The 25,731-nt window shown below is 72.5% G+C and carries 19 protein-coding genes; 11 read left to right on the top strand and 8 right to left on the bottom strand.

Annotated features, from left to right (window positions below):
• The 3 genes from nrfD to WMF45_RS25230 all read right to left on the bottom strand — a co-directional run bounded on the left by nrfD (position 1) and on the right by WMF45_RS25230 (position 5,183).
• Positions 1–1,347, bottom strand: coding sequence for an NrfD/PsrC family molybdoenzyme membrane anchor subunit (nrfD, locus tag WMF45_RS25240; RefSeq protein WP_437719374.1), 1,347 nt, complete (start codon positions 1,345–1,347; stop codon positions 1–3).
• The gene (locus WMF45_RS25235; RefSeq protein WP_437719373.1) at positions 1,344–4,379 is read right to left on the bottom strand and encodes a TAT-variant-translocated molybdopterin oxidoreductase; all 3,036 of its coding nucleotides are present in this window, start codon (positions 4,377–4,379) and stop codon (positions 1,344–1,346) included. Before WMF45_RS25235 ends, nrfD begins: the two co-directional genes overlap by 4 nt.
• A gap of 153 nt (positions 4,380–4,532) precedes the next feature.
• Positions 4,533–5,183, bottom strand: a complete 651-nt coding sequence (locus tag WMF45_RS25230) for a cytochrome c3 family protein (protein WP_437719372.1) — start codon at positions 5,181–5,183, stop codon at positions 4,533–4,535.
• A gap of 237 nt (positions 5,184–5,420) precedes the next feature.
• Between WMF45_RS25230 and WMF45_RS25225 the strand changes: the two genes are divergently transcribed.
• On the top strand, positions 5,421–6,896 hold the full coding sequence (locus tag WMF45_RS25225; RefSeq protein ID WP_437719371.1) for a PQQ-dependent sugar dehydrogenase: 1,476 nt from the start codon (positions 5,421–5,423) through the stop codon (positions 6,894–6,896).
• 78 nt (positions 6,897–6,974) lie between these two features.
• Here WMF45_RS25225 and WMF45_RS25220 read toward each other — a convergent pair whose 3' ends face one another.
• On the bottom strand, positions 6,975–8,084 hold the full coding sequence (locus tag WMF45_RS25220) for a hypothetical protein (protein ID WP_437719370.1): 1,110 nt from the start codon (positions 8,082–8,084) through the stop codon (positions 6,975–6,977).
• Positions 8,085–8,094: 10 nt separating this feature from the next.
• Positions 8,095–9,570, bottom strand: coding sequence for a serine/threonine-protein kinase (locus WMF45_RS25215; RefSeq protein ID WP_437719369.1), 1,476 nt, complete (start codon positions 9,568–9,570; stop codon positions 8,095–8,097).
• Positions 9,571–9,860: 290 nt separating this feature from the next.
• Between WMF45_RS25215 and WMF45_RS25210 the strand changes: the two genes are divergently transcribed.
• Complete coding sequence (locus WMF45_RS25210) at positions 9,861–10,484, top strand: TetR/AcrR family transcriptional regulator (protein WP_437719368.1); 624 nt, start codon at positions 9,861–9,863, stop codon at positions 10,482–10,484.
• A 10-nt stretch (positions 10,485–10,494) separates the two neighbouring features.
• Here WMF45_RS25210 and gcvA read toward each other — a convergent pair whose 3' ends face one another.
• Positions 10,495–11,430 (bottom strand): transcriptional regulator GcvA, encoded by a 936-nt coding sequence (gene gcvA, locus WMF45_RS25205; RefSeq protein WP_437719367.1) that lies wholly within the window; start codon positions 11,428–11,430, stop codon positions 10,495–10,497.
• Positions 11,431–11,448: 18 nt separating this feature from the next.
• Between gcvA and WMF45_RS25200 the strand changes: the two genes are divergently transcribed.
• The gene (locus WMF45_RS25200) at positions 11,449–12,150 is read left to right on the top strand and encodes a glutathione S-transferase family protein (protein WP_437719366.1); all 702 of its coding nucleotides are present in this window, start codon (positions 11,449–11,451) and stop codon (positions 12,148–12,150) included.
• Positions 12,151–12,311: 161 nt separating this feature from the next.
• Here the strand turns inward: WMF45_RS25200 and WMF45_RS25195 are convergent, their stop codons facing one another.
• Positions 12,312–12,803 (bottom strand): hypothetical protein, encoded by a 492-nt coding sequence (locus WMF45_RS25195; RefSeq protein WP_437719365.1) that lies wholly within the window; start codon positions 12,801–12,803, stop codon positions 12,312–12,314.
• Positions 12,804–13,323: 520 nt separating this feature from the next.
• Here WMF45_RS25195 and WMF45_RS25190 point away from each other — a divergent pair.
• The 4 genes from WMF45_RS25190 to lon all read left to right on the top strand — a co-directional run bounded on the left by WMF45_RS25190 (position 13,324) and on the right by lon (position 19,276).
• A complete protein-coding gene (locus WMF45_RS25190) occupies positions 13,324–13,926 on the top strand; it encodes an RNA polymerase sigma factor (RefSeq protein ID WP_437719364.1) in 603 nt (200 codons plus the stop codon).
• Positions 13,923–14,801, top strand: coding sequence for a tetratricopeptide repeat protein (locus WMF45_RS25185; protein ID WP_437719363.1), 879 nt, complete (start codon positions 13,923–13,925; stop codon positions 14,799–14,801). The genes WMF45_RS25190 and WMF45_RS25185 overlap by 4 nt, the downstream gene beginning before the upstream one ends.
• Positions 14,802–14,850: 49 nt before the next feature.
• Positions 14,851–16,641 carry an LA_2272 family surface repeat-containing protein gene (locus WMF45_RS25180; protein ID WP_437719362.1) on the top strand — a complete coding sequence of 597 codons (1,791 nt, stop codon included), beginning with the start codon at positions 14,851–14,853 and terminating at the stop codon, positions 16,639–16,641.
• 235 nt (positions 16,642–16,876) lie between these two features.
• On the top strand, positions 16,877–19,276 hold the full coding sequence (gene lon, locus WMF45_RS25175; protein WP_437719361.1) for an endopeptidase La: 2,400 nt from the start codon (positions 16,877–16,879) through the stop codon (positions 19,274–19,276).
• A 342-nt stretch (positions 19,277–19,618) separates the two neighbouring features.
• Here lon and WMF45_RS25170 read toward each other — a convergent pair whose 3' ends face one another.
• Entirely contained in the window at positions 19,619–20,164 is a 546-nt protein-coding gene (locus tag WMF45_RS25170; protein ID WP_437719360.1) for a TetR/AcrR family transcriptional regulator, read from the bottom strand.
• Positions 20,165–20,253: 89 nt separating this feature from the next.
• Here WMF45_RS25170 and WMF45_RS25165 point away from each other — a divergent pair, with 89 nt between their 5' ends.
• The 4 genes from WMF45_RS25165 (at position 20,254) to WMF45_RS25150 (ending at position 25,576) form a co-directional block, all read left to right on the top strand.
• A complete protein-coding gene (locus tag WMF45_RS25165) occupies positions 20,254–21,612 on the top strand; it encodes an FAD-dependent monooxygenase (protein WP_437719359.1) in 1,359 nt (452 codons plus the stop codon).
• Positions 21,613–21,732: 120 nt separating this feature from the next.
• Positions 21,733–22,149: a hypothetical protein gene (locus WMF45_RS25160; RefSeq protein WP_437322554.1), complete on the top strand. Its 417-nt coding sequence runs from the start codon at positions 21,733–21,735 to the stop codon at positions 22,147–22,149.
• Between the two features lie 174 nt (positions 22,150–22,323).
• A complete protein-coding gene (locus WMF45_RS25155) occupies positions 22,324–23,610 on the top strand; it encodes a cation:dicarboxylate symporter family transporter (protein ID WP_437719358.1) in 1,287 nt (428 codons plus the stop codon).
• 154 nt (positions 23,611–23,764) lie between these two features.
• A complete protein-coding gene (locus WMF45_RS25150; protein WP_437719357.1) occupies positions 23,765–25,576 on the top strand; it encodes a glycoside hydrolase family 15 protein in 1,812 nt (603 codons plus the stop codon).
• The last annotated feature ends 155 nt before the right edge of the window (positions 25,577–25,731 follow it).

Genomic DNA, 25,731 nt, shown 5'->3' with positions numbered 1-25,731 from the left:
TCAGTGATCCTCCTTGTGGCTGAGCTCGTGGTTCAGCTCCTTGACCTCGGCCACGGGGATGAACGGGAAGAGGCGGAGGAAGATCAGGACGAGCAGCAGGAAGAAGCAGATCGTCCCGATGAACATCGAGATATCGACGTACGTCGGGTGGTAGGCGTGCCACGCCGACGGGATGAACTCGCGCTGCAGCCCCATGACGATGATCACGAACCGCTCGGACCACATCCCGACGTTCAGGAGGATCGAGATGATCCAGAGCAAGGGCATGTTCCTCCGGACCCGCGGGAACCAGAGCAGCTGGGGGACGAGCACGTTGCAGATCATCTGCGCCCAGAAGATCGCGGCGTTCGGCCCGGCGGGGCGCGCGACGAAGAACTGGTAGATCTCGTATTCCGATCCGCTGTACCAGGCGGCGAACAGCTCGATGATGTACGAGTAGATGACGATCCAGGCGGTGACGAGCGCCAGCTTGCTCAGGTTGTCGATGTGCCGCTGGGTGACGACGTTCCCCAGGTGGAAGATGCGGCGCGCCGGGATGAGCAGCGTCAGCACCATCGCGAACCCGGAGAAGATGGCCCCGGCGACGAAGAACGGGGGGAAGATGGTCGAGTGCCAGCCCGGGACGAGCGCCATCGCGAAATCGGTGCTCACGATCGAGTGCACCGAGAGCACGAGCGGCGTCGCGAGCCCGGCGAGCAACCCGTAGAGGAGCCGGTAATGACGAAAGGTGGCAGCGGAGCCGCGCCAGCCGAGCGACAGGACGCCGTAGACGATCCGGCGGAAGCGGCTCGGGGCCCGGTCGCGGAGGGCCGCGAAGTCGGGGACGAGCCCGATGTACCAGAAGACGAGAGAGACCGTGAAGTACGTGAACACGGCCGCGGCGTCCCACGGCAGCGCGCTCTTGAACTGGGGCCATACCCGCAGGGTCGCGGGGTAGGGGACGAGCCAGTAGGCGAACCACGGCCGGCCGAGGTGCAGGAGCGGAAAGAGGCCCGCCTGGATGACGGCGAAGAGGGTCATCGCCTCGGCGAACCGGTTGATGCTCGTGCGCCAGCGCTGCTCGAGGAGGAGCAGGATCGCGGAGATGAACGTCCCCGCGTGGCCGATGCCGATCCAGAACACGAAGTTGATGATCCCGAACGCCCAGCCCACCGGGATGTTGTTTCCCCAGACACCGATGCCGGTGGTGACGGTGTAGAGGACGGCGAGCGCGAGCACGACCGTCCCGGCGCCGGTGAGGGCGAACGCCGCCCACCACAGCCTGGACCGCGGCTTCCAGACGACCGACAGGAGCTCTTCGGAGAGCTCCTCGTCGGTTGGCCGGCCGAGGATGAGGGGCTCCGTCACGGCTCGTCGAGCTCCGGGTTCTTGTTGTCGACGCGCGCGAGGTACATGGTCCTCGGCCGGGTGCCCTGGTCGTGGAGCACCGCGTAGCTCCGCGGCTCGCCCCGCCACGCGACCATCGCTGTCTCTCCGTGCGCGAGGGAGCCGAACTGGATCGCCTGTGTCGGACAGGCCTGCTGGCACGCGGTGACGACTTCCCCGGGGCGGATCGCGCGGTCTTCCACCCGCGCGGCGATCTCCGCCCGGCGGATCCGCTGGACGCAATAGGTGCACTTCTCCATGACGCCGCGCTCCCGCACCGTCACGTCGGGGTTGCGCTGGAGCTTCGTGAGCCCCGTGTTGTACGCGCGGAGCTCGCCGTAATCGAACCAGTTGAAGCGGCGGACCTTGTACGGGCAGTTGTTCGAGCAGAACCGCGTCCCGACGCAGCGGTTGTACGTCATCTCGTTGAGCCCGTCGGGGCTGTGCGTCGTCGCGTTCACGGGACACACGTACTCGCAGGGCGCCTTCTCGCAGTGCTGGCACAGCATGGGCTGGTGGACGACGGCCGGGTTGCTCGGGTCTCGCGGGTCGTCGGACACGTACGTGTCGATGCGGAGCCAGTGCATCTCGCGGCTGTTCAGGACCTCCTCCTTGCCCACCACGACGACGTTGTTCTCGGCCTGGCACGCGGTGACGCACGCGCTGCAGCCGGTGCAGATCGTGAGATCGATCGTCATGGCCCATTGGTCCTTCGGCGCCCCGGGGGGAGGCGTCGGGGGCATGAGGGAGGGCTGCGGCCCCTTGAGCGCCTCCGTGAAGTCGGGGCGCTCGCGGTAGACGGCGAGCGGGACCGAGAGCGCTATGGGGCGCCCCTCCAGGCTCCAGTGCCTCTGCGTCAGGGCGAGCTTGTGCTTCTGGTCCGGCCGCTTCGTCACCGAGACGCCTGCCGCGAAGAAGGGCGCGGCCGAGGTGCGGAGCCGGTACGCGTTGGACCCCACCCCCGCGGCGATCGACTCGGCGCCGCTGCGCCCGTAACCGAGCGCGAGCGACACCGTGCCGTCGGCGTGCCCCGGCGCGACGAGGACCGGTATCGACATCGTCCGGCCGCCGAGCTCGAGATCGACCACATCCTCGCTCTCCAGGCCGAGCGCCTTCGCCGTGGCCGGGCTGAGCAGCGCGGCGTTGTCCCAGGTGAGCTTGGTCATGGGATCGGGCAGCTCGAGGAGCCACGGGTTGTTGGCGAACCGGCCGTCATAGACGCTCGCGTCGGCCGAGAAGGCGACCTCGATGGCGTCCGCCTTCGGCGGGGCCGCCGCCACGAGCTGCGCGAGCGCCGCGGTCACCCCGTCGAGCCGCAGCTTGGCGTCCTCGCGCGGGGCCGCGGTGCCCTCGACGAGCCCGAGCCGGAGCGCGTCCTCCCAGAATCCATCGAAATCGGCGCCGCCCCGGCGCGCGGCCCAGGCGTCGCGCAGGAGGTCGCGCGCGCTCTTCTGCGTCTCGCCCGCGAACACCGCGAGCACCTCGGCGGCGGTCCTGCCCTGGAAGAGGGGCTCGATGAGCGGCTGGATCAGCGAGCTCGTGCCGTCGTACGCGCGCGCGTCTCCCCAGGCCTCGAGATCGTGCGCGGCGGGCACGAACCAGTCGCAGCCCGCGGCGCTCTCGTCCTCGTAGAGCCCGAGGTAGACCCGGCTCGGGACGGAGGGGAGCCGCGCCGCGAGCTCGAGATCCGCGGGCGCCGTGTAAACCACGTTGCTCTCGAGGAGCACGAGGGTATCGACGGCGCCGCGGCGGAGCTCCTCGGCGAGCGCCGTGAGGTCCTGCTCGGCGGCGCCTGCCGTGATCAAGGTCCCCGCGGTGGTCCACGCCGCGCGGTCGTTACGGAGCGCCGCGTTCATGAGGTGCGCGAGCGCGTGCACCCCGGGAGGCTGCCGCTCCCCCGCGACGACGACGCTCGCCGCGCCCCCGCGCGCGAGGTCGCGCGCCACCGCCCGGGCAAAGCGCCTCTCCGCCTCGCTGACCCGCGCCCGGAGCGGATCGAGCGCGCCGATCGCCTGGGGAGGGATGAGCCCCGGGCGAGCGCCCTCGGTCAGGAGCAGCTCGGCCGCGATCGCCGCGGCGATCGCCGGCACGTCGCTCGGCCGCTTGCGCAGGCGGTGATCGGCCATGCTCCCCGTCGGCGTCAGCCCGGGCTCGATCACATAGAGCCGGTTCATGGTGCCTGTCGGCGAGCCGATGCGCCTGCGCTCCGCGAACTGGCGCGCATACCGCACGCTGAACGGCATCGAGGCGAGGAAGTCGGCGTCGAGCGCGAGGATGACGTCGGCTGTCCGGAAGTCGTACTGCGCCTGGAGCGGAGCGCCGAAGGCGAGCTCGGCCCCGCGCGCCGGGTGCGCCGACCGAGCGGGCGCGTGGAACGTGAACCGGGCCTCCGGATGGCGCGCCTGGACGCGGCCGATGAGGTCGAGGAGGAGCGGAGAGCCGGTGGGCCGAAGGACGAACCGGAGCCCGGCGCCGCGATCGCTCCGGGCGCCCTCGAACTGCTGGACGAACGCGCGCCACGTCGCCGGGGCCGCGCCGCGGCGCGCCGCGCGCGCGCGGTGCTGATCGTAGAGGCCGAGCACCGACGCTTGCTCGTAGACGCCGGTCGAGCCGAGGCTCGCCGGGTGCTGCGGATTGCCCTCGACCTTCGTCGGCCGCCCCTCGTGGCTCTCGACGAGGATGCCCGTCGCGAACCCGTCGAGATCCAGGCTGGTGGCGTAATACCGGAGCACGCCCGGCGTCACCTCGGGCGGCGTCGTCACGTAAGGGACGATGTTGTCCCCGGCCCTCGATCTGCACCCGGACACGCCGGCGAGCGCCATGCCCGCGCCGAGGAGCTCGAGCCAGCGCCGCCGGCTCATCGCGGTCGGATCGCCCGCGCTCGCCGGGAGCTCCCGCGCCGCGGCCTCGATGAGCTCGGGTGACTCGAGGAGCTCCGCGAGGCTGCGCCAGTACGCTTTACCCGTCTTGCCGTCGAGCGCGGCGCTCCACGGGAACTGTTTCTGATCAGCCATCGTCCCTCTTCAGGTCATCGTTGGATCCGCGCCGCCGCCCTGACGGCGCTCCGCTGCCGGCCGCTCATGGCCCCTCGTCCTCTCGCGCTCTCGTAGGTGTCCTGGTCGCTCCTCGATGATCCCCCGTGTGTCGCTCCGTTCGCGCCCGCGCGCTCACCTGTGGCAAGCCGAGCAGTGGACGAGGTGCCTCACGCCGAGCTGCTGCGCGATCTGCCGGCCGATCCGCTCCGCGTCGGGGCCCGGGTCCCAGTCCATGTCCGTGATCGCGGAGAGCGGGCGGAGGTGGCGCTCCGGCGCCCTGTGGCACTCGAGGCACCAGCCCATCGTCATCGGCGTCACCTGGCGGACCTCGGGCATCTGATCCACGCGGCCGTGGCACGTCACGCAGCCGACGCCCTTGTTCACGTGGATCGCGTGGTTGAAATAGACGAAGTCGGGGACGTCGTTGACGCGGTTCCAGACGATCGGCGTGTCCGAGAAATAGCTGTTCCGGACGAGCTCGAGCTTGGGGCTCTGATTCCAGATCTGGCTGTGACAGCCCATGCAGTCCGCTGTCGCCGGCATGCCCGCCGTGGCCGCCCGCCCGACCGTGTAATGGCAGAACCGGCACTCGATGGCGTCGTCCTGCACGTGGTGCCTGTGATCGAACTGCACGGGCTGCTGCACGGGCAGATGGCGCCCGGTGTTCCAGTCCGAGCGCACGTAGATCATCGGCGCTGACACGGCCGCCGCGCCGCCGAGGAAGACGGCGGCGATGGCGAGTCGGAAAGCGGTGTTGCTCCAGCGCGGAAAAACGGATGCCATGCTCTCGTGTGCTCGGCCTCGCTCGAAGTGCGGCGATTGGGCCGGCTCCATCGATATCGATGCGTGGATCGCGGGGCTCGTTTCGCGATCTCGCCACGCCCCGAACGCCGGCACAGGCGCGTCAGGGGGGGCCGCAGCGGCGCCGTCCGGCGTGCGCGCGCGGCGGGCGGGGCGCGCGGGCGCCTCCAACACCGGATCTTCGCCGCCCTGGGCTTCGGTCTACGATATCGTCAAGCCATGAGGCCGTCGAGCTCAGCCCTGTCGCCCCTTCCGATCATCGCGCTTTCTCTGGCGGCCGAGCTCGCGTTCATCGCCTGCTCGGCGCGCGAGGAGTCGATCTCTCCGCTGCCGTCTGGCACGACCAGCGGGGCCTCGTCGGCCGCGGCCGGCGGAGCGGGCGCGAGTGGGGGTGGCGGCAGCGGGGCTGGCGCGAGCGGGGCTGGCGGCAGCGGGGTGGGCGGCTGCGTCACTGGCGGCGGGACTGGCGCGAGCGGGGCTGGCGGCAGCGGGGCTGGCGGCAGCGCCGCTGGCGGCGGCGGGGCTGGCGGCAGCGGCGGCGGTGAGCCCGCGGCGGGATTCAGCTGCGCGCCGCCGAGCGAGGACGAGGGCGCGCTGAAGCTCACAACGCTCGTCTCCGGCCTCGATCACCCGCTCCTCGTGAAATCCGCGCCGGGCGACCCCACGCGGCTCTTCATCCTGACGCAGCCTGGCCAGATCCTCGTCCTCGACGATGGAGCGGCGGAGCCCAAGGTGTTTCTCGATATCCGGGATCGCGTCCTGTTCAATGACAACGGCGAGCGCGGCCTGCTCGGGCTCGCCTTCCACCCCGATTACGAGGACACAGGTCGCTTCTTCGTCCACTACACGGACAAGGCGACGGGCGGCAACGCGCGCGTGGTCGAGTTCGCGCGGGGAGAGCGACCGGACGTGGCCAGTCCAGACCCGGTGGCCACGACCCTCGAGGTCGTGGATCTGCATCGAAACCACAACGGCGGTTCGCTCGAGTTCAGCCCGATCGACGGCTTCCTCTATCTCGGGCTCGGCGACGGCGGGGACAACAACGACGCCGGCCCCAACCATGCGGACATCGGCAATGGCCAGGCGCTCACGACCCTGCTCGGGAAGATCCTTCGCCTCGACGTCTCGACACACCCGTACAGCATCCCGGAAGGGAACATGACGGGCGAAGGCGTCCTGCCCGAGATCTGGGACTATGGCTTGCGGAACCCGTACCGCTTCAGCTTCGACGCGTGCACGGGCGATCTCTACATCGCGGACGTCGGTCAGCGCCTCTGGGAAGAGATCAACATCGAGCCGGCCGGGCAGGGACGGAAGAACTACGGCTGGCGCCGGATGGAGGGCGCGCACTGCTTCATCCCCGCGGAGAGCTGCGATCTCGAGGGGACCATCACGCTCCCTGCCGTCGAGTACGGCCACGCCGGGCGGGTCATCGAGGATTGCTCGGTCACCGGCGGCTACGTCTACCGGGGCAGCGAGATCCCGTGGCTCCGGGGGAGCTACTTCTACGGCGATTACTGCAGCGGCAGGGTATGGACGCTCACCTACGAGGCCGGGGTGGCCTCCGCGCCCGTCGACCGAACGGACGACCTCGGATCGTTCGGCTTCAGCATCGCCAGCTTCGGGCAGGACGGCGCCGGCGAGGTCTACGTCGTCGATCTCGGCGGCGCCGTGTACCGGATCGATCCGGAATGAGCGCTCACGGCCCCCTCGCCGCGCGCCGCGGCGGCGCACCGCCGCGCGCGCCGGGCCGGCGCAGCGCCGCGCCGGCGCTCACATGGACCAGCGGAGCCCGGCGTAGCGCGGGCCGATGACGAGCTCGGGCGGCGGCGCCGGCGTGGAGGCAGCCTGCTTCTCGGGCTGCACCGGCACCTTGCGGCCGCCGATGATGGCGAGCGGGATGCCGACGCCGGCGAGGACGAGCCCGCCGACGACGAGCCCGACCCCGGCGCCTTCCGAGCCGTCCTCCTCGTAGCCCGCGTCGTCGGCGAACGGGTCGCTGGAGTCGTACTCGCAGCCGTCGCCGGAGCACGAGGGGGTGGAGGCGATCACAAGGCCCCCTCCCAGGAGGGCGATGGTGCCGAGGCTCGTCAGGACGATGCCGGTGACCATCATCCCCTTGCTGCGGCGCTTCGTCAGCGGCGCGGCCGGGGGCGCCGGCGCGTGCGCGGCGACCGGCGCGAACGGGGCGCCGCTCGCTCGCGGCGCGGCGGGGCCGCTCGGCGGGAGCACGGCGGCGCCCGCAGGCGCGGCGGGGCCGCTCGGCGGGAGCGCGGCGTCGCGCGCCGGCGCGCCCGCGGGCAGCGGCGGGATGGCCAGCGTCTCCGAGGCGCCCGCCCGGGTGAGCTCCATGGATCTCGCGAACGGCGCTCGGCCGGCGGCGGAGGCCTCGACCGTGTGCTTCCCGGGATCCACGGGCACCGGCGTGCCCCACTGCGCGCGCCCCACGAGGGCGCCGTCGCGCTTCACCTGGAGGTCGGCCGGGGAGTCGGCCGGCGCCGTGATCGTCAGCCGGATGAGCCGCGGCTCGAGCGCGGCGGCGCGCTGCCGCGCGACCTTCTCGCGCTCCAGCTGGCCGGCGGCCCTCGACGCGCCGGCCACCTCGAGGAACATCGACCAGGCGCTCGCCGTCCGGCCGAGCTGCTCGTAGCAGGCCGCGAGGTTGAACTGCGTGCCGATCCCCGGGTCGAGCCGCTGGCTCTCCTCGAGCTTGGGGCACGCGTCGGCGTATTTGCCCTGGGCCATCAGCTGCTTGGCCGCGTCGAACAGGGCCTGCGCGGCCGCCGTGTCGGCCCTCGCGTCGCGGCCGCCCGAGAGGAGGGCGGCAAGGAACATCGCGAGCGCCAGCAGGCGCCCGAGGTGCTTCACGGGCAGGCTCGTCATGGTGGTGTCCTCACTTGCGATCGTCGAACAGGTTGCCGCCGGGCGGGGCGGCGGGCGGCCGGGTGGCCGGAGCCTGCGTGACCTGCGTGGCGGCCGGGGGTCGCGGTGCGGCGCCCGGCCGGCGCGGCGCCGCGGGCTTGCCGCTGGCCGGCGCCGCGGGGGGCGCAGGGGCGATCTCGGCCGGGCCCGGCGCCGCCGTGCGGTCGTCCACCGGCGCGGGGGCCTCGGCGCCGCCGGGCGTGACGGTCGGCGAGAGCGACGCGGGCGCGGTCGGCGGCTGTGCCGCGGCGTCCGGCGACCGCGCCGCCGAGGCGCTGGCGGTCGGCTCGGTCGCCGCGCCGTCGCCGCGCGAGCGGGACGTCAGGAACGCGAAGACCGCGAGCGCGGCGATCAGCGACACGAAGGCGCCGGCCGCGACGGCGAGCCCCACCGGCCGCTTCCGCGGCACGACCGTCCCGCCCCACGTCGGCGAGGTGTTCAGCGACGTGTTCACCACGGTCGGCGAGGTGGTCACCCCGCTCGCCGAAGGGAGCTCCGGCCGCGGGGGCCCCGAGCTCCGCGAGATCCCGCTGATCCGGTCGACGGAGAGCCGGGCCCGCCCGGTCGCGAACGGCGCGAGCGCCTCGGCCAGCTCCCCGACGTGGCGGAACCGCTGCTCCGGCAGCTTCTCCAGGCACCTGCGGATCACCGCCTCGAGCGCCGGGGGCACGTCGGAGCGGAACGCGGCGAGGGGGCTCGGGATCCCCTGCATGATCGCCACGCAGAGCTGCGGCATCGTCGCGCCGTCGAACGGCGGCGCGCCGGTGAGCAGCTCGAACAGGATGACGCCGAGCGACCAGATGTCGGAGCGCGCGTCGACGTCGCGCGAGGACTTGAGCTGCTCCGGCGACATGTAGAGCGGCGACCCCATGATGGCCTTCGTGTCGGTGATGCGCGGGTCGGAGCCGCCGGTCGCCACCTTCGAGATCCCGAAGTCGAGCACCTTCACGCACGGGGAGCTGTCCGCGCGCCGCGTGAGGAACAGGTTCGCCGGCTTGAGGTCGCGGTGGATGATGCCCGCGGCGTGCGCCTCGGCGAGCGCCTCGCAGGCCTGGAGGACGTACTCGACGGCCGCCTGCGGGGTCATCGGCCCGCCCGCGCGGAGCGCGTCGGCGAGGTCGCTGCCCGACAGGTACTCCATCACCATGTACGGCGTGCCGGAGTCGAGCGTCCCGACGTCGGTCACGCGCGCCACGTGCTCGCTCTTGACCTTCACCGCGGCGCGCGCCTCGCGCACGAAGCGCTCCGCGAGCGTGCGCGACTTCGCCGCCTCGGGCAGGAGCAGCTTGATCGCGACCCGCTCCTCGAGCTGGAGGTGGGTCGCGGCGACGACGACGCCCATCCCGCCGGCGCCGATCACCCGCTCGACGCGGTACTTCTCGGCGATGACCTGCCCCGGTCGCACCAGCCCTTCGGCTTCGTCCTGTGTCGGCGCGGTGCTCGTCATGGCTCGGTCCCCTCGCACGCCGGACCGCGGATCCCCTGAACTGCGCGATCTTCGCGGAAAATCCGGTGCAAAGCCAGCCCACGATAGCCGCCGGGCGTACGGCGATCAATCTCGGGGCTGGGCCCCGTCGCGCCGGCGCGGCCCGCGCGCCGTCGGGTTCGTGCGCCATCGCCAGCGGCCAGCGCGCGGCCCCGCCCGTGCCCGCGCCTCGTGGCGGCCTCGTGGTCCCCGCCGGCCGCCCGCCAGGACGCTTCCCCCGGCCGTGAATCCGGGAGAACATCGCTCACCTCATGGAGCACGGTTACCCCGGCGGCGCTACTGAGCGGCGCCAGCGGATCCTCGAGGCGACAGAGCGGCTCCTCCGCCGGTACGGGCCTGCCAAGACAACCGTCGCCGATATCGCGCGCGAGGCCGAGATCGCGGTCGGCGCCGTGTACCTGGAGTTCGCCTCGAAGGACGCCATCGTCGAGGAGCTCTCCCAGGGCGAGCACCGCGCCGTCATGGCCGCGATGCGCGCCGCCGCGGCCGGGGACGACGCGCCCTTTTGCGACCGGCTGCGGGCGGTGTTCGACGCCCGCGCGCGCGCTTTCCTGGAGCTCGCCGGCTCGGGCGCGCACGCGTGCGATCTCGTGCATTGCCAGAGCCGCGCCGTGAAGGCCGCCCACGCCCGCTTCCTCGACGAGGAGCGCGCGCTCCTCCGCGATCTCGTCGCGCGCGGGGCCGCCGCCGGCGAGCTCGACGCCGCCGACCCCGAGCTCACCGCGCGCGCCCTCCTGCGCGCCTATGCGAGCTTCGCTCCTCCGTGGCTGTTCCAGGGCTCCCGCGAAGAGGTCGAGGCGATGCTGTCCGCGGTCCACCGGATCGTCCTTTACGGCCTCGTCGGCCGCGGGCCCGCCCGCGAGCCGGGGGGCTGACGCCGCGCCGTCAGCCGCCGGGCCTGCGCAGGCTCGCGGCCTCGGAGACGACCCAGTCCCTGAAGGCGGCCACCGGCTTGCGCCGCAGGCTCGCGCGCGTGCTCACGAGGTAGTAAGCGAGGCCCGTCGGCAGCGCCGGGAGCCTGGGAAAGAGCAGCACCAGGCGGCCGAGCTCGAGCTCTGCGGCCGCGAGCGACCAGCGCGCGAGCGCCACCCCCTGACCGCGCACCGCCGCGTCCACAAGCATCGACGAGTCGGTGAGCTGGCTCTGGCGCACCCGGGCCGGCAGGCGGCGCGAGCGCTCGCGAAACCAGCGGCCCCAGGCGTCGGGGTGGTCGTCCCCGAGCAACGCCTCGTGGCTCAGGTCCTCGACGCGCCAGCGCGCGCGCTTGCTCGCGACGCTCGGCGCGGCGGCCACGATCAGGGCGTCGTCCGCCAGCTTGACGGTCAAGAGGCCCGGGTAGCTGCCGAGGCCATAACGGATGCCGATGTCCACCGGCTCTCTCGCGAGATCGACGAGGCGCTCGGTGGCGGAGATGCGCACGTCGACCTCCGGGTGGCTCACAAGGAACTGCCCGAGCCGCGGCACGAGCCAGCGCGCCCCGAACGACGGCGTGACGCTGACCGACACGGCGGGCCGCGCGTCCGCGGCGGGCCGCCGCAGGCGGGCGTTCGCCTCGCGCAGCCTGGCGAACACGACGCCCAGCTCCGCGGCCCAGCGCTCGCCGTCCTCCGTCAGGCTGATGCCGTGCGGCGAGCGCCGGAACAGCGCCGTCTCCAGGGCGTCCTCGAGGGCGCGGATCTGGTGGCTGACGGCGGCCTGGGTCACGCCCAGCTCGCGCGCCGCGCGGGTGACGCTCGAATGGCGCGCCGCGGCCTCGAACGCCTGCAGGGCGGTGAGCGACGGCAGCGGCGGAGGGTGATCCCCCGGGGCGGGGCTGGTCATGAGAATTTCTCATGTACCATGGAAAACATTCGTTCGCTCGTCCAGGCGCGCCGCGGTATCCCGGGATTCATGAAGCTCTACCGACTCCGATACAGCCCCTTCGCCCGCAAAGTTCAGATGCTGCTCGACCTCCTGGGTCGCCCGTACGAGCTGGTCGAGGTTCCGTACGACGATCGCGACGAGCTGGCCCGCGTGACCGGCGGCTATATCTACGTTCCGGTGCTGGTCGGCGACGACGGCCGGGTGACTGTCGAGTCGCGGCGGATCTGCGAGCTCCTGCTCGAGGACCCTGCCGCCCGGCGCTTGACGCTCGACGTCCTCGAGGGCCCGGTCTGGGCCTACGCGGACTTCTGCGACGGACCGCTGGAGGACGTGCTGTTTCGGATCGCGTCGCCGCGCATCCGCGACGCCTGGGAGCGGCCGGGTCAGCGCGCCCTGTACACGCTGATCAAGGAGCGCAAGTTCGGCGCTGGCTGTATCGAGCAGTGGGAGCGCGATACCCCGGCGCTGCTCGAGCGCGCGAAGACCCTGCTCGCGCCGACGGTCCGGACGCTGAAGCGATCGCCGTTCCTGTTCGGCGAGGCCCCGAGCCTCGCGGACGCGGCGCTTTACGGCAACCTGGCGATGTTGTTCGAGGCGGACCGGGCGCTGCCCGGAGCGCTGGCGGCGGAGCTGCCGGGGTACATTTCCCGGCTCGAGCGGCTCATCCCGTCGCGGTGAGCCAGGGCTCCCCCGCCGCGCTCCTTGCCCCGCTTCGCGGAATTCACCAGTTCGGCGATCGAGAGTCGGGCTGTGGGGATGAGAGCGCGGAACTCCACGAGACGCACGAGGGGGCGCGCTTCGAGATCAGGGCTCCGCGCGCCCGGGGAGCGCCCCGCGACTCAGGTGCAGGCGCCCTCGACGCACTCGCTGCCGCTCGGGCAATCGCAGTCCACCTCGCAGGAGATGGCCGGCTCCGGCGGGGGCGCGCAATAGCCACCCTCGCACGACTCGCCCTCGGCGCACTCGCACGAGGCCGCGCACGGCGTCTTGCAGGTCCCCTCGACGCACACGTCGCCGCTCGGGCAGTCGCAAGACGCCTCGCAGGCGCCGGGGGTTCCTGGTGAGCTCTCGCCGCCGCCGCTCGCGCTGCTCTCGCCGCCGCTGCTCGCGCTGCTCTCGCCGCCGCTGCTGCTCGCACCGTCCTCACCGTCGGGTTCCTCGGTGTCCTCGTCCGGATCCGGGCGCTCGAAGTCGGGAGCGTCGGGCGCGTCGATACAGTCATCGTCCCAGTCGCAGTCCTCGCCGGTCTCGATGTAACAACCGACCGTCGTCATCGAGAAGACGGACAAAGAGAGACCGAGACCCCACTCGAAGGCCGTGCGCATGTTCATATATCCTCACTCCTGATCAGCGATGGATCCAGGGCAGCGGCGCGGCTCGTCGGCGCGGCGCCCTCTGCCCACTCGGAGCTGCGTGCCCGCTCCCATGCGCTCCGTTCAATGGGTCGTGCGCCTGCGCACGATCTCGACGGCCGCCGGTCCGGAGCTCCCGGGCGGCGGGGTGGACCCCGGCGGCTGATCGCGCTCCCTGGCCCTCGATTTCAGCCGCCCGGACCCCCGGTGGTCGATTTTGCCCACCGGCGTTGAACGTTCCCGACCCCTCCGGGCACGAAACCGACGCGCCGACCATGAACGCTCTCTTCCACGCCGGGCACGACGGGGTGTGCCTCACGTCGACCCGGGCTCTCCGACGCTTGTTGATGGCAAACGGGCAACGCCGCCGAGCGCGTTCGGGTGTAACGATGATGGCGCAGGGATGGACCGAGATGGGACGGATCGAGCAGCGGGTTTTCCGGGGGCACAGCCGTCCGGCGACGTCGAGCCCCCGCGCGCCGGGGAGAGGTGGCGCCCGATGAAGACCATGGCGCTCCTCATGCCGTTCTTCTTCTCCCGCGGCGCCGAGCGCGCGCAGGACGCGGAGGAGGAGCTCGTCGAGCGGCTGCGGCGCGGGGACGCCGCGGCGGTCGGCGAGGCGTACGACAAGCACTACGGCGCGGTGCGCGGGTTCGCCCGCCGCCTCACCGGCGACGACGCGTCCGCCGAGGACCTGGCCCACGACGTCTTTCTCAGCCTGCCGCAGGCCGCGCAGCGGTTCCGCGGCGGCTCGTCGCTCAAGACGTTCCTCATCGCGATCGCGGTCAACCACGCCCGCCACCACCTCCGCGCGGCGGCGCGGCGCCGCGCCGCCATGGCGCGGCTCGCCCTGGAGCCGGACGAGGAGCACGCGTCGAGCCCCGAGCGGGAAGCCGGCCGCGCCGCGCTCGCCCAGGCCCTGAACCGCGCCCTCGACGCGCTGCCGACGGCGCAGCGCGTGGCGTTCGTGCTCTGCGAGGTCGAGGAGCGCAGCGCGCGAGAGGCCTCCGAGATCATGGGCGTGCCCGAGGCCACCGTGCGCACGCGGCTGTTCCACGCCAAGCAGAAGCTCCGGACGCTGCTGGAAGAGAGGGCGCCGTGAACGAGAAGGACGACGTGCTCCGCGACGCCGCGCGCGCGCTGCGCGCGGAGGCAGACGCGTCGCGCGCCCGCCGCGACGAGACGCGCGCCCGCGTGATGAGGAGCCTGAAGGCCCAGCGGGCCCGCCGCCTCGCGATGGTCCGCGTGGTGGTCCCGCTGGCCGCCGTGCTCGTCGGATCGGTCGCGTGGGCCTCGGCCGCGCGCTGGTTCCCCGGCGGCTGGGACGACCTCGCGTCGCGGCTCGGGCTGCGCGTCTCCGAGGCGCCCACCATGCCGCCCGCGCCCCCGCCGCAGCGCGCGCTGTCCGGGCCGCGGCACGCGGCCGAGGCGCCCGCGCCGCCGGAGGCCGAGGCGCCTGCGCCGCCCGACGCCGAGGCGAGCGCGGAGGCGGTCGCGCCGGAGCCGCCGCCGCTGCCTGCGCCGATCGCGGAGCCCCCGATCGCCCCTGCGCCGCCTCGCGCGCCGGTGCTGGCGGTCGCGCCGGTCCGGTCGGCCTCGCGCCCGGTCGCGGCCGTCTCGCCGAGCGCCGCGCGCCTGCCGACCGCGCCGCGGCCGGCCGCGGGCGATCCGCAGGCCATCCAGCGTCCGCCGGCCGGCCCCGACGCGGACGCGCTCTATCAGGCGGCGCACCGCGCGCACTTCGTCGAGCGCAACCCGGCGGCCGCGCTCGACGCGTGGAACGCGTACCTGGCCGCCGCCCCGCGCGGCCGCTTCGCGGTGGAAGCCCAGTACAACCGCGCCCTCTGCCTCGTTCGCCTCGGCCGCAAGGACGAGGCGCGGCGGGCGCTCGATCCGTTCGCGCAGGGCGCCTTCGGCGGCTACCGAAAGGACGAGTCGCGCTCGCTGATCGAGGCGCTCAGCGGCGCGGACGAGTGACCGCAGCGGCGCGTGAACGAACGCGCGGCGAGCGGGCACAGCACGGTCGATGAACACACCCGACACCGCTCCTCTCCCCGCGGCTCCGAGGGGCGCGCCGCGCCGTTCCCTGGGGGTCGCCGCGCGCCTCCGCGCGGGCGTCCTGCTGCGCGCCCTCGCGGCGGCGGCCGCGTTCGCCGCGATCTCTGCGCCTCCCGCGGGTGTCCTCGCCGAGGAGCCGAGCGCCGCCGGCGTCGATCTCGTCATCGACGGCGCGCCATGGACGCTCGATCCCGACGCGGTGAGCGCGGCCGTCGCGCGCGAGCTCGGCGGCGGCGTGACGCTCGCCCCCGCGGCGATCACCGGGCGCTCCACGCTGGTCCTTCGCGGCGAGCCCGACGGCCGCGTCACGCTGACGTACCGCGCCTCGGACGGCCGCCGCATCGAGCGCACCATCGACGTCCCCGAGGATCCCGATCGCGCCGCCGAGGCGATCGCCTTGCTCGCGGGCAACCTCGTCCGGGACGAGGCCGCGGAGCTCGCCGCGGCGCTCGGCAAGCGCCCGCCCCAGGCGCCGGCCGCGGCGCAGCCAGCGCCCGCGGCGGCCCCCGCGCCGCCCGCCGCCGGCAGGCCGGCGCCATCTCCCCGCGCCGCGCGCCCCGCGAAGGCCGCGCGCCCCGCCGCCGCGCCACCGGAGCCGCCTCCGTGCGCGTCCCCCGGCGCGACGAGCGTCCTCTTCGGCGCCGACGTCCTCCCCCTCGTCGGCTCCTCGACCTCCACCGGCACGAACGTGGTCCGCCACTACTCGCTGAACCTCGTCGCCGGATACACGGCGGGCACCACGGGCATCGAGCTCAGCGCGGGCGCCAGCATCTCCTCGTCGTTCCTGTGCGGCGCCCAGCTCTCGACCGTGGCCAACCTTGTGCTCGGTCCGGCGCGCGGCGTGCAGGTCACGAGCGGCGTCAACGTCGTCGGCTCGCTCCGGGGCGCGCAGATCGGCGCGATCAACGCCGCCGCCGGCCAGGTCGCGGGCGCGCAGGTCGGCGTGCTCAACGCCGCCGGCCAGGTCGACGGAGCCCAGGTGGGCATGGCCAACCTCGCCGTGGGAGCGTCGATGGATCTTCAGATCGGCGTGGCCAACGTCGCGGTGAGCAAGGCGACCGACGTCCAGATCGGCATGGCCAACGTCGCCGTGGGCGAGGCGACGGACGTGCAGCTCAGCCTGGTGAACGTCGCCGCCGGCGGGTCCGCCGACCTGCAGGCCGGCCTGACCAACGTGGCCGCGGGCGAGTCGGCGGACGTGCAGATCGGGCTCCTCAACATCGCCACCGGCAAGGTGGGGGGCGCGCAGATCGGCCTCGTCAACTACGCCGACGACTCGCCGTTCTCGCTCGGGTTGTTCAACTTCATCCGCAAGGGCCGCCTGCACGTGGACGTCTGGGGGCTCGAGTCCGGCATCGTGGTGGCCGGCGTCAAGCACGGGAGCGAACACTTCCACAACATTTACGGGATCGGCCTTCGCACGATCGGCAATCGCCCTCTCCTGGTCTCCGCGCTCGGCCTCGGCGGCCGCTTCTCCATCCACCAGCGCGCCTATATCGACCTCGACGTGCTCGGGTACACGCTCCACGAGCCCTCGACGCTCGAGTCCGCGGCCACGATCGCGCAGGCGCGCGCGCTCCTCGGCTTCCGCCTCTTCCCGGAGCTCGCGATCTTCGGGGGCCCCAGCTTCAACGTCTCGTTCGGCGACACCCCGGCGGACGCCCGCCTGAGCCCCTACGGCAGCACCCCCCTCGGCTCCGACGCCACCACCACCAAGCGCGCCTGGCCCGGCCTCGTGCTCGGCGTACAGGCGTTCTGATCCGGCCGTCGCGCTCGCCGGGGGGGCGGGTTGACGGATGCGTGAACGAATTTACTTTTCGTTCATCGATTCATGGAGCTCGCCCGAGCGGTTGCTCGCGGCGGTCTACGTGAGCCCATCCGCGCGCTGCGCTGCCCTGACGGGCGGAGGCGCAGCGCGCTGTCCACGCAGTCCACCTGACCTTCGACCGATCCGGCAGGGATGGCGCGAGCCGACCGCTGCCACAGGAGTTCGCATGAGCCAGCTTCGCAGCGGCGCCAGCGCGCCTCGTTCTCCCTTTCCCCTGCTCCCGCTCCGCACCGGCGTCCTCTTTCCCGGCACCGTGCTCACGCTCCCGGTGGGGCGCCCCCGCTCGGTGGCGCTGCTCAACGCCGTCCACGCCGGCGACGTGATCGGCGTCATCGCGCAGCGCGATCCGAAGCGCGAGGATCCGCGGCGCGAGGACCTCCACGACATCGGCACGTTCGCGCGGGTCGTCGACATCTCGCGCGTCTCGAACGGCTACCGGCTTGTGATCGAGGGGCTCGATCGCTTCGCGCTCTCGGCCCTGGTCGAGACCGAGCCGACGTGGCGGGCCGAGGGCACCCTCGCGCCCGAGTTCCTCGGCGACGCCGAGGAGGCGCGCCTGCTCGCGGCGTCGCTGCGCGAGCGCGCCCGCGAGGTCGGCCCGAAGACGGGCACCAACCTCGCCGAGATCGCCGCCTCGAGCCGGGCGGAGCCGGGCGTCTTCGCGGATCAGGTCGCCGGCGCGCTCGGCCTGCCCACCGAGAAGGAGATGGAGGTGCTCTCCGAGCTCCGCGTGGTGCCGCGGCTCCAGCGGGTCGCCGGCCTGCTCGCCGAGGCGTCCGCGCTGGCGGACCTGAAGAAGAAGATCGACGGCGACGTGCGCCGCGAGCTCGGCAAGGGCCAGCGCGAGGTGATCCTCCGCGAGCAGCTCCGGGCCATCCAGAAGGAGCTCGCGGGCGGCGAGGAGGGCGAGGACGAGCTGTCGGCCCTCCGGCGGCGCCTCGACGAGGCCGGGCTCCCCGAGGAGGCGCGCGCCGTCGCCGATCGGGAGCTCCGCCGGCTCGAGTCGGTCGGCCCGCAGAGCGCGGAGCACAACGTGATCCGCACGTACCTCGAGTGGATCGCGGACCTGCCGTGGAGCGCGAGGGCGGAGGTGAAGGACGACCTCGACGCGGTGAAGGCGAAGCTCGACGAGGATCACCGCGGCCTCGACGACGTGAAGCGCCGCATCCTGGAGCACATGGCGGTGCTCAAGCTGACCGGGAAGGCGCGCGCGACGATCCTGTGCTTCGCGGGCCCGCCCGGCGTGGGCAAGACCTCGCTCGGCCAGTCGATCGCCGACGCCACGGGCCGCCCGTTCGTGCGCATCTCGCTCGGCGGCGTGCATGACGAGGCGGAGCTGCGCGGCCACCGGAGGACGTACGTCGGCGCGCTGCCCGGCCGGATCGTGCACGCGCTGAAGAAGGCCAAGGTGAAGAACCCGATCGTGCTCCTCGACGAGGTCGACAAGCTCGGCGCCGGGTGGCGGGGCTCGCCCGAGGCGGCGCTGCTGGAGGTGCTCGATCCGGAGCAGAACCGGACGTTCGTCGACCACTACCTGGAGCTCCCGTTCGATCTGTCGGAGGTCGTCTTCCTCTGCACGGTGAACGATCTCGGCGCGCTCTCGGCGCCGCTCCGGGACCGGCTCGAGGTCATCGAGCTGGCCGGCTACACGCCGGACGAGAAGATCGCGATCGCGCGGTCGCACCTCGTCCCGAAGCAGCTCAAGGAGCACGCGATCGACCCGGGGTCGCTGTCGATCACGGACGAGGCGCTCGCGGCGATCGTGCGCGACTACACGCGGGAGGCCGGGGTGCGGCAGCTCGGCCGCGAGATCAAGAAGCTCTGCCGGGCGGTCGCGCTGGAGATCGCCCGCGCGGCGGACGGCAAGGCGCCGCGCGTGGTGGTCGAGGCGAGCGATCTCGGGACGTACCTTGGCAAGGTCCGGTTCTTCAGCGACGTGGCGGAGCGGACGAGCGTCGCCGGCGTCGCGACCGGGCTCGCCTGGACGCCGGTGGGCGGGGACATCCTGTTCATCGAGACGTCGCGGATGCCGGGGAAGGGGAGGGTCGAGATCACGGGTCAGCTCGGCGACGTGATGAAGGAGTCGGCGAAGGCGGCGCTCACCTACGTGCGCAGCCACGCCATCGAGCTCGGCGTCGATACGGCGAAGCTCGAGGCGGAGGACCTGCACATCCACGTCCCTGCGGGCGGCGTGCCCAAGGACGGGCCGTCCGCGGGCGTGACGATGTTCACGGCGCTGACGTCGCTCCTCTCCGCGCGGCGGGTGCGCTCGGACACGGCGATGACGGGCGAGTGCACGCTGCGCGGGCGGGTGCTGCCGGTCGGCGGGATCAAGTCCAAGGTGCTCGCGGCGCACCGCGCCGGGATCAAGCGGGTCGTCCTGCCGCAGAAGAACGCGCGTGACGCCGAGGAGATCCCGAAGGAGGTGCGGGCCGAGCTGGAGCTCATCTTCGTCGAGGACATGAGCCAGGTGATCGCGGCGGCGCTGGAGGAGGCGCCTATCGATGCCGCGGGGGCGGGTGGCGCGGCGGGGGCGGCGGTGGGCGAGCCGGCGGCGGCCGCGTAACGGAGAAGGGCTGAGCCGAGCCGCCGCGCCGGCGGGGGGCTGTGCGCGGCGGCGCGCGGGTGGGCGCTCGGCCATCCGCCAAGACTGGGGCGGGGGAGCTTGCGCAGGGGCCACCGCCCGGCATGTCTCACTTCGGGCCATGCCTTCTGAGACGTTTCGTCGCGCGCCACACAAGGCGCGCCTGAGACGCAGAGCCCCCTGAGAGCTTATGGCACCTCGTTCGGTGCTCGCCGCGCCCACCCGCGCGCCGCCGCGCACAGCCCCCCGCCGGCGCTCACGTTGTCTCGGGGGCGCCGGTCGAAGGGCGCCGAGCCTTACGGCAGTAAGGCGTGGGTACGCGATTCAGGACGTCGGCGCGAGCGCGGCGAGGGCGGCCTCGACGGCGAGCGACTTGACCTTCTCCATCGGCACGTCGGTGAACTCGATGACGCAGTCGGAGAGGCCGCCGATGGCGACCACGGCGCGGGCGCGGGCGGCGAGGGAGGGGCGCGGGCCGATGAGAAGGCGCATCAGGCGGCGGCGCCACTCGATCATGCGCATGCCCAGGTCGAGGTAGGCGAGCGTGGCCAGGTCGCGGACCACCATCGTGAGGGTGTCGCGGTGGCGGTGCAGGAGATCGAAGTAGTCGGCGAGCAGGACGCGCGGGTCAGGCTGCGGGCCGCCCTCGCGCTCGGCGACGAACGCGTCAATGTCCGCGAGCAGCGGCTCGACGATGCTGGCGACCAGCGATTCGCGCGAGTCGAAGTGGTAGTAGAGCGCGGGCTTGGTGATGCCGAGGTGATCGGCGATCTCGCGCAGGCTGGTCCGCTGGACCCCCTGGCGCGCGAACAGCTCGCGCGCCACCGCCTGGATTCGCGCCTTGGTGTCGGAGGGCCGGGCTCGGGGCACCCGCGGAGCGTAGCCGCTTACTTACCGTTCGGTAAGCCTTGTGCAGGGTCGGGCCGCATGCTTACCTATCGGTAAGTAAGGAGGGGCTCATGGAGATCCTCATTTCGGGCGCCAGCATCGCCGGTCCGGTGCTGGCCTACTGGCTCAAGCGGCACGGGTTTCGGCCCACGGTGGTGGAGCGCGCGCCGACGCTGCGCAAGACGGGCGGCCACGCGGTCGACCTGTTTCGGCCGGCGATGAACATCGTCGAGCGCATGGGCGTGCTGGCGCGGGTCGAGGCCAAGAAGACAGGCACCGAGCGCATGACGCTGCTGCGCGAGGGGGCGCAAGGGCAGGTCGACATCGACGTCGGCCGGTTGATGCACGCGGTGTCCGACCGCCACGTCGAGATCATGCGCGACGATCTCAGCGAGATCTTCCACGACGCGACCCGGGACGACGTCGAGTACGTGTTCGGCGACTCGATCGCCTCGCTCGCCGAGGACGAGGCCGGTGTCGACGTGACGTTCGAGCGCGGCGCGCCGCGGCGCTTCGACCTGGTGATCGGCGCCGACGGTCTGCACTCGAATGTGCGGCGGCTCGTGTTCGGCGAGGAACGGCAGTTCGCCCGCTTCATCGGCGCCTACCTCGCGGTGATCTCGATCCCCAACGATTTGCAGCTGCACGACCACGCGATCGTGCTGGGCGGTGTCGGGCGGATGGCGGCGATCTACGGCTCGCATACGATCGACGACGCGCGCGCGGTGTTCCTGTTCCGCAGCCCGCGCGAGCTCGATGTCCACCACCGAGACGTCGCGCGGCAGAAGCAATTGCTGCGCGAGGCGTTCGCCGGAGCCGGCTGGGAGGTGCCGCGGCTGATGGCCGAGCTCGATCGGACCCCGGCGTTCTACTTCGACTCGATCACGCAGCTGCGCATGGACTCGTGGTCACGCGGGCGCGTCACCCTGACCGGTGACGCCGGCTATTCGCCGGGGCCGGCGGTCGGCGGCAGCACCAGCCTCGCGGTGGTGGGCGCCTACATCCTCGCCGGCGAGCTGGCAGCGGCCGGCGGCGACCACGCGCGCGCGTTCCAGGCCTGCGAGCGCAAGCTGGACGACTACGTGCGCCGCAGCCGGGTATTCGCGCTGAACGCCGCCAGGCGCCTGGTCCCGGGCAGCCGGTTCGAGCTATGGGCGCTGGCGCAGATCGGCCGCCTGGTCAGCGTGGCGCCGCGCGGGGTGTCGCGCGCGCTGGCCAAGCTGAGCAGCCATGGGGTCCGGCTGCACGACTCGATCGCGCTCGAGGAGTACGCGCGCTGCCTCGCAGCGACACGCCATCAGGCGCCCGCTGGCGCGCATACCGGCGCTACGGGAGCCGAGCAGCCACCGCTGACGTCTTCTCCTCGGCTTCGCGACCAGCTACCCGGTGAACTGGTGCTCCTCCGGAAAGGCATCAACGAGAAGATGTGAGGATGGATCGCGCGGCGTTCCATGGAAAGCGGGAGACGCGGGACATCGCTCCCTCGACCCGCGCCCGGACGAGCGGCGCGAGCCACTCCCCGGCGGCCGAGCGGGCATTAAGCTTCCTCCATGGATCTAGGGGCACGGCTCGCCACGCACGCATTCTCGGCTGGCGCTGCCGGCATCAGCTTCATCGTCCAGCCGATCCCGGGTTCGGACCAGCTGTTCGTCATTCCCATCCAGTACCTGCTCACGGCGTCGCTCGCGAAGGAGCGAGGCGCGTCCCTCTCGAAGGCGGCGTGGTCCCAGGTCCACCAGATCATCTGGGGCGGCGGCGCCCTTCGGCTCATGCTCACCATGACGCTGGGGCTGATCCCGCTGGCCGGCGCGGTGACGAACGCGTTCACGGCGTTCGTCACGACGGAGTACCTCGGGCATTACGTGGATAGGGCCCTCGACAACCCGGACAAGCCGCCTCCTGCCCTGTCGATCCAGGATATCCTGGACTCCATCACGTCCCTCTTCACCACGCGAGCGCGGACGTGACAACCGATCGATCGGCGTGTTCGTCTGCGGCGTTGTCCGGGTGTCCATGGATCTCCGGGGCTCCGTCACGAACAGCGGCGCGCGCGCGGCATTCCCTGGGGGGGAGACATGGCGCTCCTCGCTCCGATGGCTGACCCAGCCCGCTCAGGTCGATTGCGGGAGCGACTCAGGAGCTTGCTGCCCGTCGCGACGCTCCTCGCTCTCGCGCTCGGCCTGCTCGTGTCCGGCCGAGACACCGGCGTCGCGCGGTGGTCGACCCGCGCCATGGACGGCCTCATGCGCTGGTACACCACCCTGGCGCCGGCCGTGATCTTCGTCGTCCTCGTGCCGACGTTCGTGAGCCTGCACCGGCAAGGGCGCCCGGGTCGGCTGCTCGCGTACGTCATGGGCTGGCTCGCCCTCAAGCGTCTGGCCGCGTGCCTGTTCGGGGTCGTCGTCACCTGGCTCGCGTTCGGGCTCCCGCTGCTCCCCAGCCACACCACGGGCGCGCCGTTCGAGGCCGCGCGCACCCTCTACAGCGCCTCGGGCCTGGTCCTCTCGAGTCCGTGCTTCGTCGCCCTCTACGCCGGCATCGTGACGTCGTTCGCGGCGGTGCGTGCGCCTCGGGTCGCCCGCTCGCTGGAGCGCGCCGCGGATGCCCTGGAGAGCGCGGGAGGCGCCGTGCAGTGCCTGGTCCCGCCCTTCATGTTCGGGCTCGGCGTCTACCTCCGGAGTCTGCCTGCGCAGCTCGCCACGCAGACGCACGGAGACCCCCTCGCGCGCGCCTCGATGGGGTCGCTCTCGCTCGGCGCCGGCGCCGGCAGCGCCGGTGGCCTCAAGGTCTCCTACCTGCTCGTGTCCGGGATCGTCGGCGCCGCCTGCCTCGGCTTCCATGCGGCGAGCCTGCTGAGGATGAGGGCCGCCCTCCCGGGGTTCTCGCTGCGCGACTATTTCGTCGACTACTGGCTCAAGGTCTATCCGCTGCTGTGGGCCTCGTGCAGCGAGGCGCTGGCGACGCCGCTCAACCTGCACCTCGTCCGCAAATGTTACCCGGCGGTGCCGCGGGAGCTCAGGCTCTTCGTGGTGGGCCTCGGCGGCTGGCTCAACGTCAATGGCACGTTGATCTGCGCGTTCGTCATGGCGGGCGCCGCCGCCCGCGTGGTCGGTCATCAGATCTCGCTGCTCGAGCTCACGCTCGTGGTGCCGATCGTGTTCCTGCTCGGGTATGTCGTGCCCGGCGTGCCGGGCGAGCTCGCCCTGTTCGCGGCCCCGCTCGGCGAGGCGCTGCACATCCCCGCGCACCTGCGCCCCTCCTTCATCGCGCTCTACATCGGGTTCAATTTCGGCCTCCCGGACTCCTTCCGGTCGGGCCAGAACTCGACCGACAGCTGCGTGAGCGCCCTCCAGCTGCTCGGCAGGTTGACGCACCGCCGCACGCTGGGCGCAGGTGCGAGCGGAGACGCCGGCCCGGCATCACCGTGAACGCACCTGCACCTCGCGCACGTCGCGCCTGACATCGCCGAGCTCGGCTGCGCGCCGACGGCGTGACTGCGTGACCGGGGCAGGGCAGGACGAGCAGCCCCGTGCGCGGTCCACGCTGGCGAGCCAGGCGACGGCAGCTTAGGTGTCTCGGAGCATGGCAGGACGCATCGAGGACTACGCGTTCATCGGCGACGCCCGGTGCGCCGCGCTGGTGGGACGGGACGGGTCGGTCGACTGGGCATGCATGCCGCGGTTCGACTCCGACGCCTGCTTCGCCGCGCTGCTCGGCGACGAGCGGCACGGCCGCTGGCAGCTCGCGCCCTGCGACGCGACGCGCGCGGCGCGCCGGTGTTACCGGCAGGATGGCCTGGTCCTGGAGACGACCTTCGCGACCGAGCGCGGCGTGGTCCGTGTGATCGACTTCATGCCGCCGGGCTCGCGCACGCCGCACCTCGTGCGCGTGGTCGAGTGCGTGAAGGGCGCTGTGGCCATGGCGATGGATCTCCGCATCCGTTTCGGCTACGGTGCGGTATTGCCGTGGGTCCAGCGGATGCCGGGAGGCGTCACCGCCCTGGCAGGCCCGGACGCCCTGTCGCTGTTCACCGATGTCCCGCTCACCGTCGAGGACGCGACGGTCTCGGCCGAGTTCACGGTCGCCGAGGGGCAGAAGGCCTCCCTCGTGCTGGGCTGGCACCCCTCGATCGAGGCGCCGGCCCGGAGCGTCGATGCGCTCCGGGCGCTCGACGATGCGGACGCCTGGTGGCGGGGCTGGTGCGCACAATGCACCTACGAGGGCGACTGGCGAGAGGACGTGATGCGCTCGCTCATCACGTTGAGGGCGCTCACCTTCCTCCCGACCGGCGGTATCATCGCCGCGCCGACGACCTCCCTCCCGGAGCGCCTCGGCGGCGTGCGGAACTGGGACTACCGCTACTGCTGGCTGCGGGACGCGACCTTCACCCTGCTCGCGCTCCTGGGCTCCGGCTTTCGCGAGGCCGCGGCGTCGTGGTGTGGCTGGCTGTTGCGGGCGGTGGCCGGGCACCCTTCGCAGCTGCAGATCATGTACGGAGCGTCGGGGGAACGCAGGCTGTCCGAGATCGAGCTGCCGTGGCTCCCCGGCTACGAGGGCTCCGCGCCGGTCCGGATCGGCAACGCGGCAGCAGGCCAGTTGCAGCTCGACGTCTTCGGCGAGGTGATGAACTGCATCTATCAGGCGCGCGAGGACCGGATGGCCATCGAGGAGGAGACCTGGCATCTCCAGCGGGCGCTCCTCCATTTCCTCGAGAAGACCTGGCAGGAGCCGGACAGCGGCATCTGGGAGGTGCGAGGACCGCGGCAGCACTTCACGCACTCGAAGGTGATGTCCTGGGTGGCCTTCGATCGCGGGGTGCGCACGATCGAGCGCTTTGGTCAGGATGGCCCTCTGGATCGCTGGCGGGAGATCAGGGACGAGATCCACCGGGAGGTTTGCGAGAAGGGGTTCGATCCGGCGCGCAACACCTTCACCCAGACCTATGGCGGCGACGCGCTCGACGCGAGCCTGCTCAGGATCCCGCTCGTGGGCTTCTTGCCAGCGGACGACCCGCGAGTCACCGGCACCCTACGGGCGATCCAGCGCGACCTGTCGGAGGACGGCCTCATCCTCCGGTACCGCGGCGATGCCGCCCGCGACGGCCTCCCCGCCGGGGAAGGGGTGTTCCTCGCGTGCAGCTTCTGGATGGTGGACGCCCTCGCGATGAGCGGTCGGGTCGAGGCGGCGCGCGCCCTCTTCGAGCGGCTGCTCGCGCTGAAGAACGACGTCGGCCTCCTGTCCGAGGAGTACCATCCGCGTGAAAAGAGGCTCCTCGGGAACTTCCCGCAGGCGCTCTCGCACGTCGCGCTGGTGAACGCGGCGCGCAACCTGTCGGCGGCCATGGGGCCTGCCGCGCGCGGGCAGGGCGCCCAGGCGCGGCGCGCCGTGGGGTGACTCCCGCCGGCGGTGATCCACCCTCCTTGGCGGCCGCGTGGGGCACGCCGAGCGCGCGCGGCGGGATCCCGAAGGGCTGGCGGGCTGGCTGCCGTGATGGCTCGCTTCCAGCGGGCATCGCTGCGGCCCCCTTCTTGCACCGCAGGCTGAAGGGT

Source organism: Sorangium sp. So ce448, assembly GCF_051520915.1.
GTDB classification, from domain to species: domain Bacteria; phylum Myxococcota_A; class Polyangia; order Polyangiales; family Polyangiaceae; genus Sorangium; species Sorangium cellulosum_B.
This window is presented reverse-complemented; position numbering and strand designations above follow the sequence as displayed.

Bases quoted from the DNA above. Each gene is read 5' to 3' on its own strand.
- WMF45_RS25235 (WP_437719373.1), bottom strand. From the start codon at position 4,379: ATGGCTGATCAGAAACAGTTCCCGTGGAGCGCCGCGCTCGACGGCAAG.
- WMF45_RS25230 (WP_437719372.1), bottom strand. From the start codon at position 5,183: ATGGCATCCGTTTTTCCGCGCTGGAGCAACACCGCTTTCCGACTCGCC.
- WMF45_RS25225 (WP_437719371.1), top strand. From the start codon at position 5,421: ATGAGGCCGTCGAGCTCAGCCCTGTCGCCCCTTCCGATCATCGCGCTT.
- WMF45_RS25220 (WP_437719370.1), bottom strand. From the start codon at position 8,084: ATGACGAGCCTGCCCGTGAAGCACCTCGGGCGCCTGCTGGCGCTCGCG.
- WMF45_RS25215 (WP_437719369.1), bottom strand. From the start codon at position 9,570: ATGACGAGCACCGCGCCGACACAGGACGAAGCCGAAGGGCTGGTGCGA.
- WMF45_RS25210 (WP_437719368.1), top strand. From the start codon at position 9,861: ATGGAGCACGGTTACCCCGGCGGCGCTACTGAGCGGCGCCAGCGGATC.
- gcvA (WP_437719367.1), bottom strand. From the start codon at position 11,430: ATGACCAGCCCCGCCCCGGGGGATCACCCTCCGCCGCTGCCGTCGCTC.
- WMF45_RS25200 (WP_437719366.1), top strand. From the start codon at position 11,449: ATGGAAAACATTCGTTCGCTCGTCCAGGCGCGCCGCGGTATCCCGGGA.
- WMF45_RS25195 (WP_437719365.1), bottom strand. From the start codon at position 12,803: ATGAACATGCGCACGGCCTTCGAGTGGGGTCTCGGTCTCTCTTTGTCC.
- WMF45_RS25190 (WP_437719364.1), top strand. From the start codon at position 13,324: ATGAAGACCATGGCGCTCCTCATGCCGTTCTTCTTCTCCCGCGGCGCC.
- WMF45_RS25180 (WP_437719362.1), top strand. From the start codon at position 14,851: ATGAACACACCCGACACCGCTCCTCTCCCCGCGGCTCCGAGGGGCGCG.
- lon (WP_437719361.1), top strand. From the start codon at position 16,877: ATGAGCCAGCTTCGCAGCGGCGCCAGCGCGCCTCGTTCTCCCTTTCCC.
- WMF45_RS25165 (WP_437719359.1), top strand. From the start codon at position 20,254: ATGGAGATCCTCATTTCGGGCGCCAGCATCGCCGGTCCGGTGCTGGCC.
- WMF45_RS25160 (WP_437322554.1), top strand. From the start codon at position 21,733: ATGGATCTAGGGGCACGGCTCGCCACGCACGCATTCTCGGCTGGCGCT.
- WMF45_RS25150 (WP_437719357.1), top strand. From the start codon at position 23,765: ATGGCAGGACGCATCGAGGACTACGCGTTCATCGGCGACGCCCGGTGC.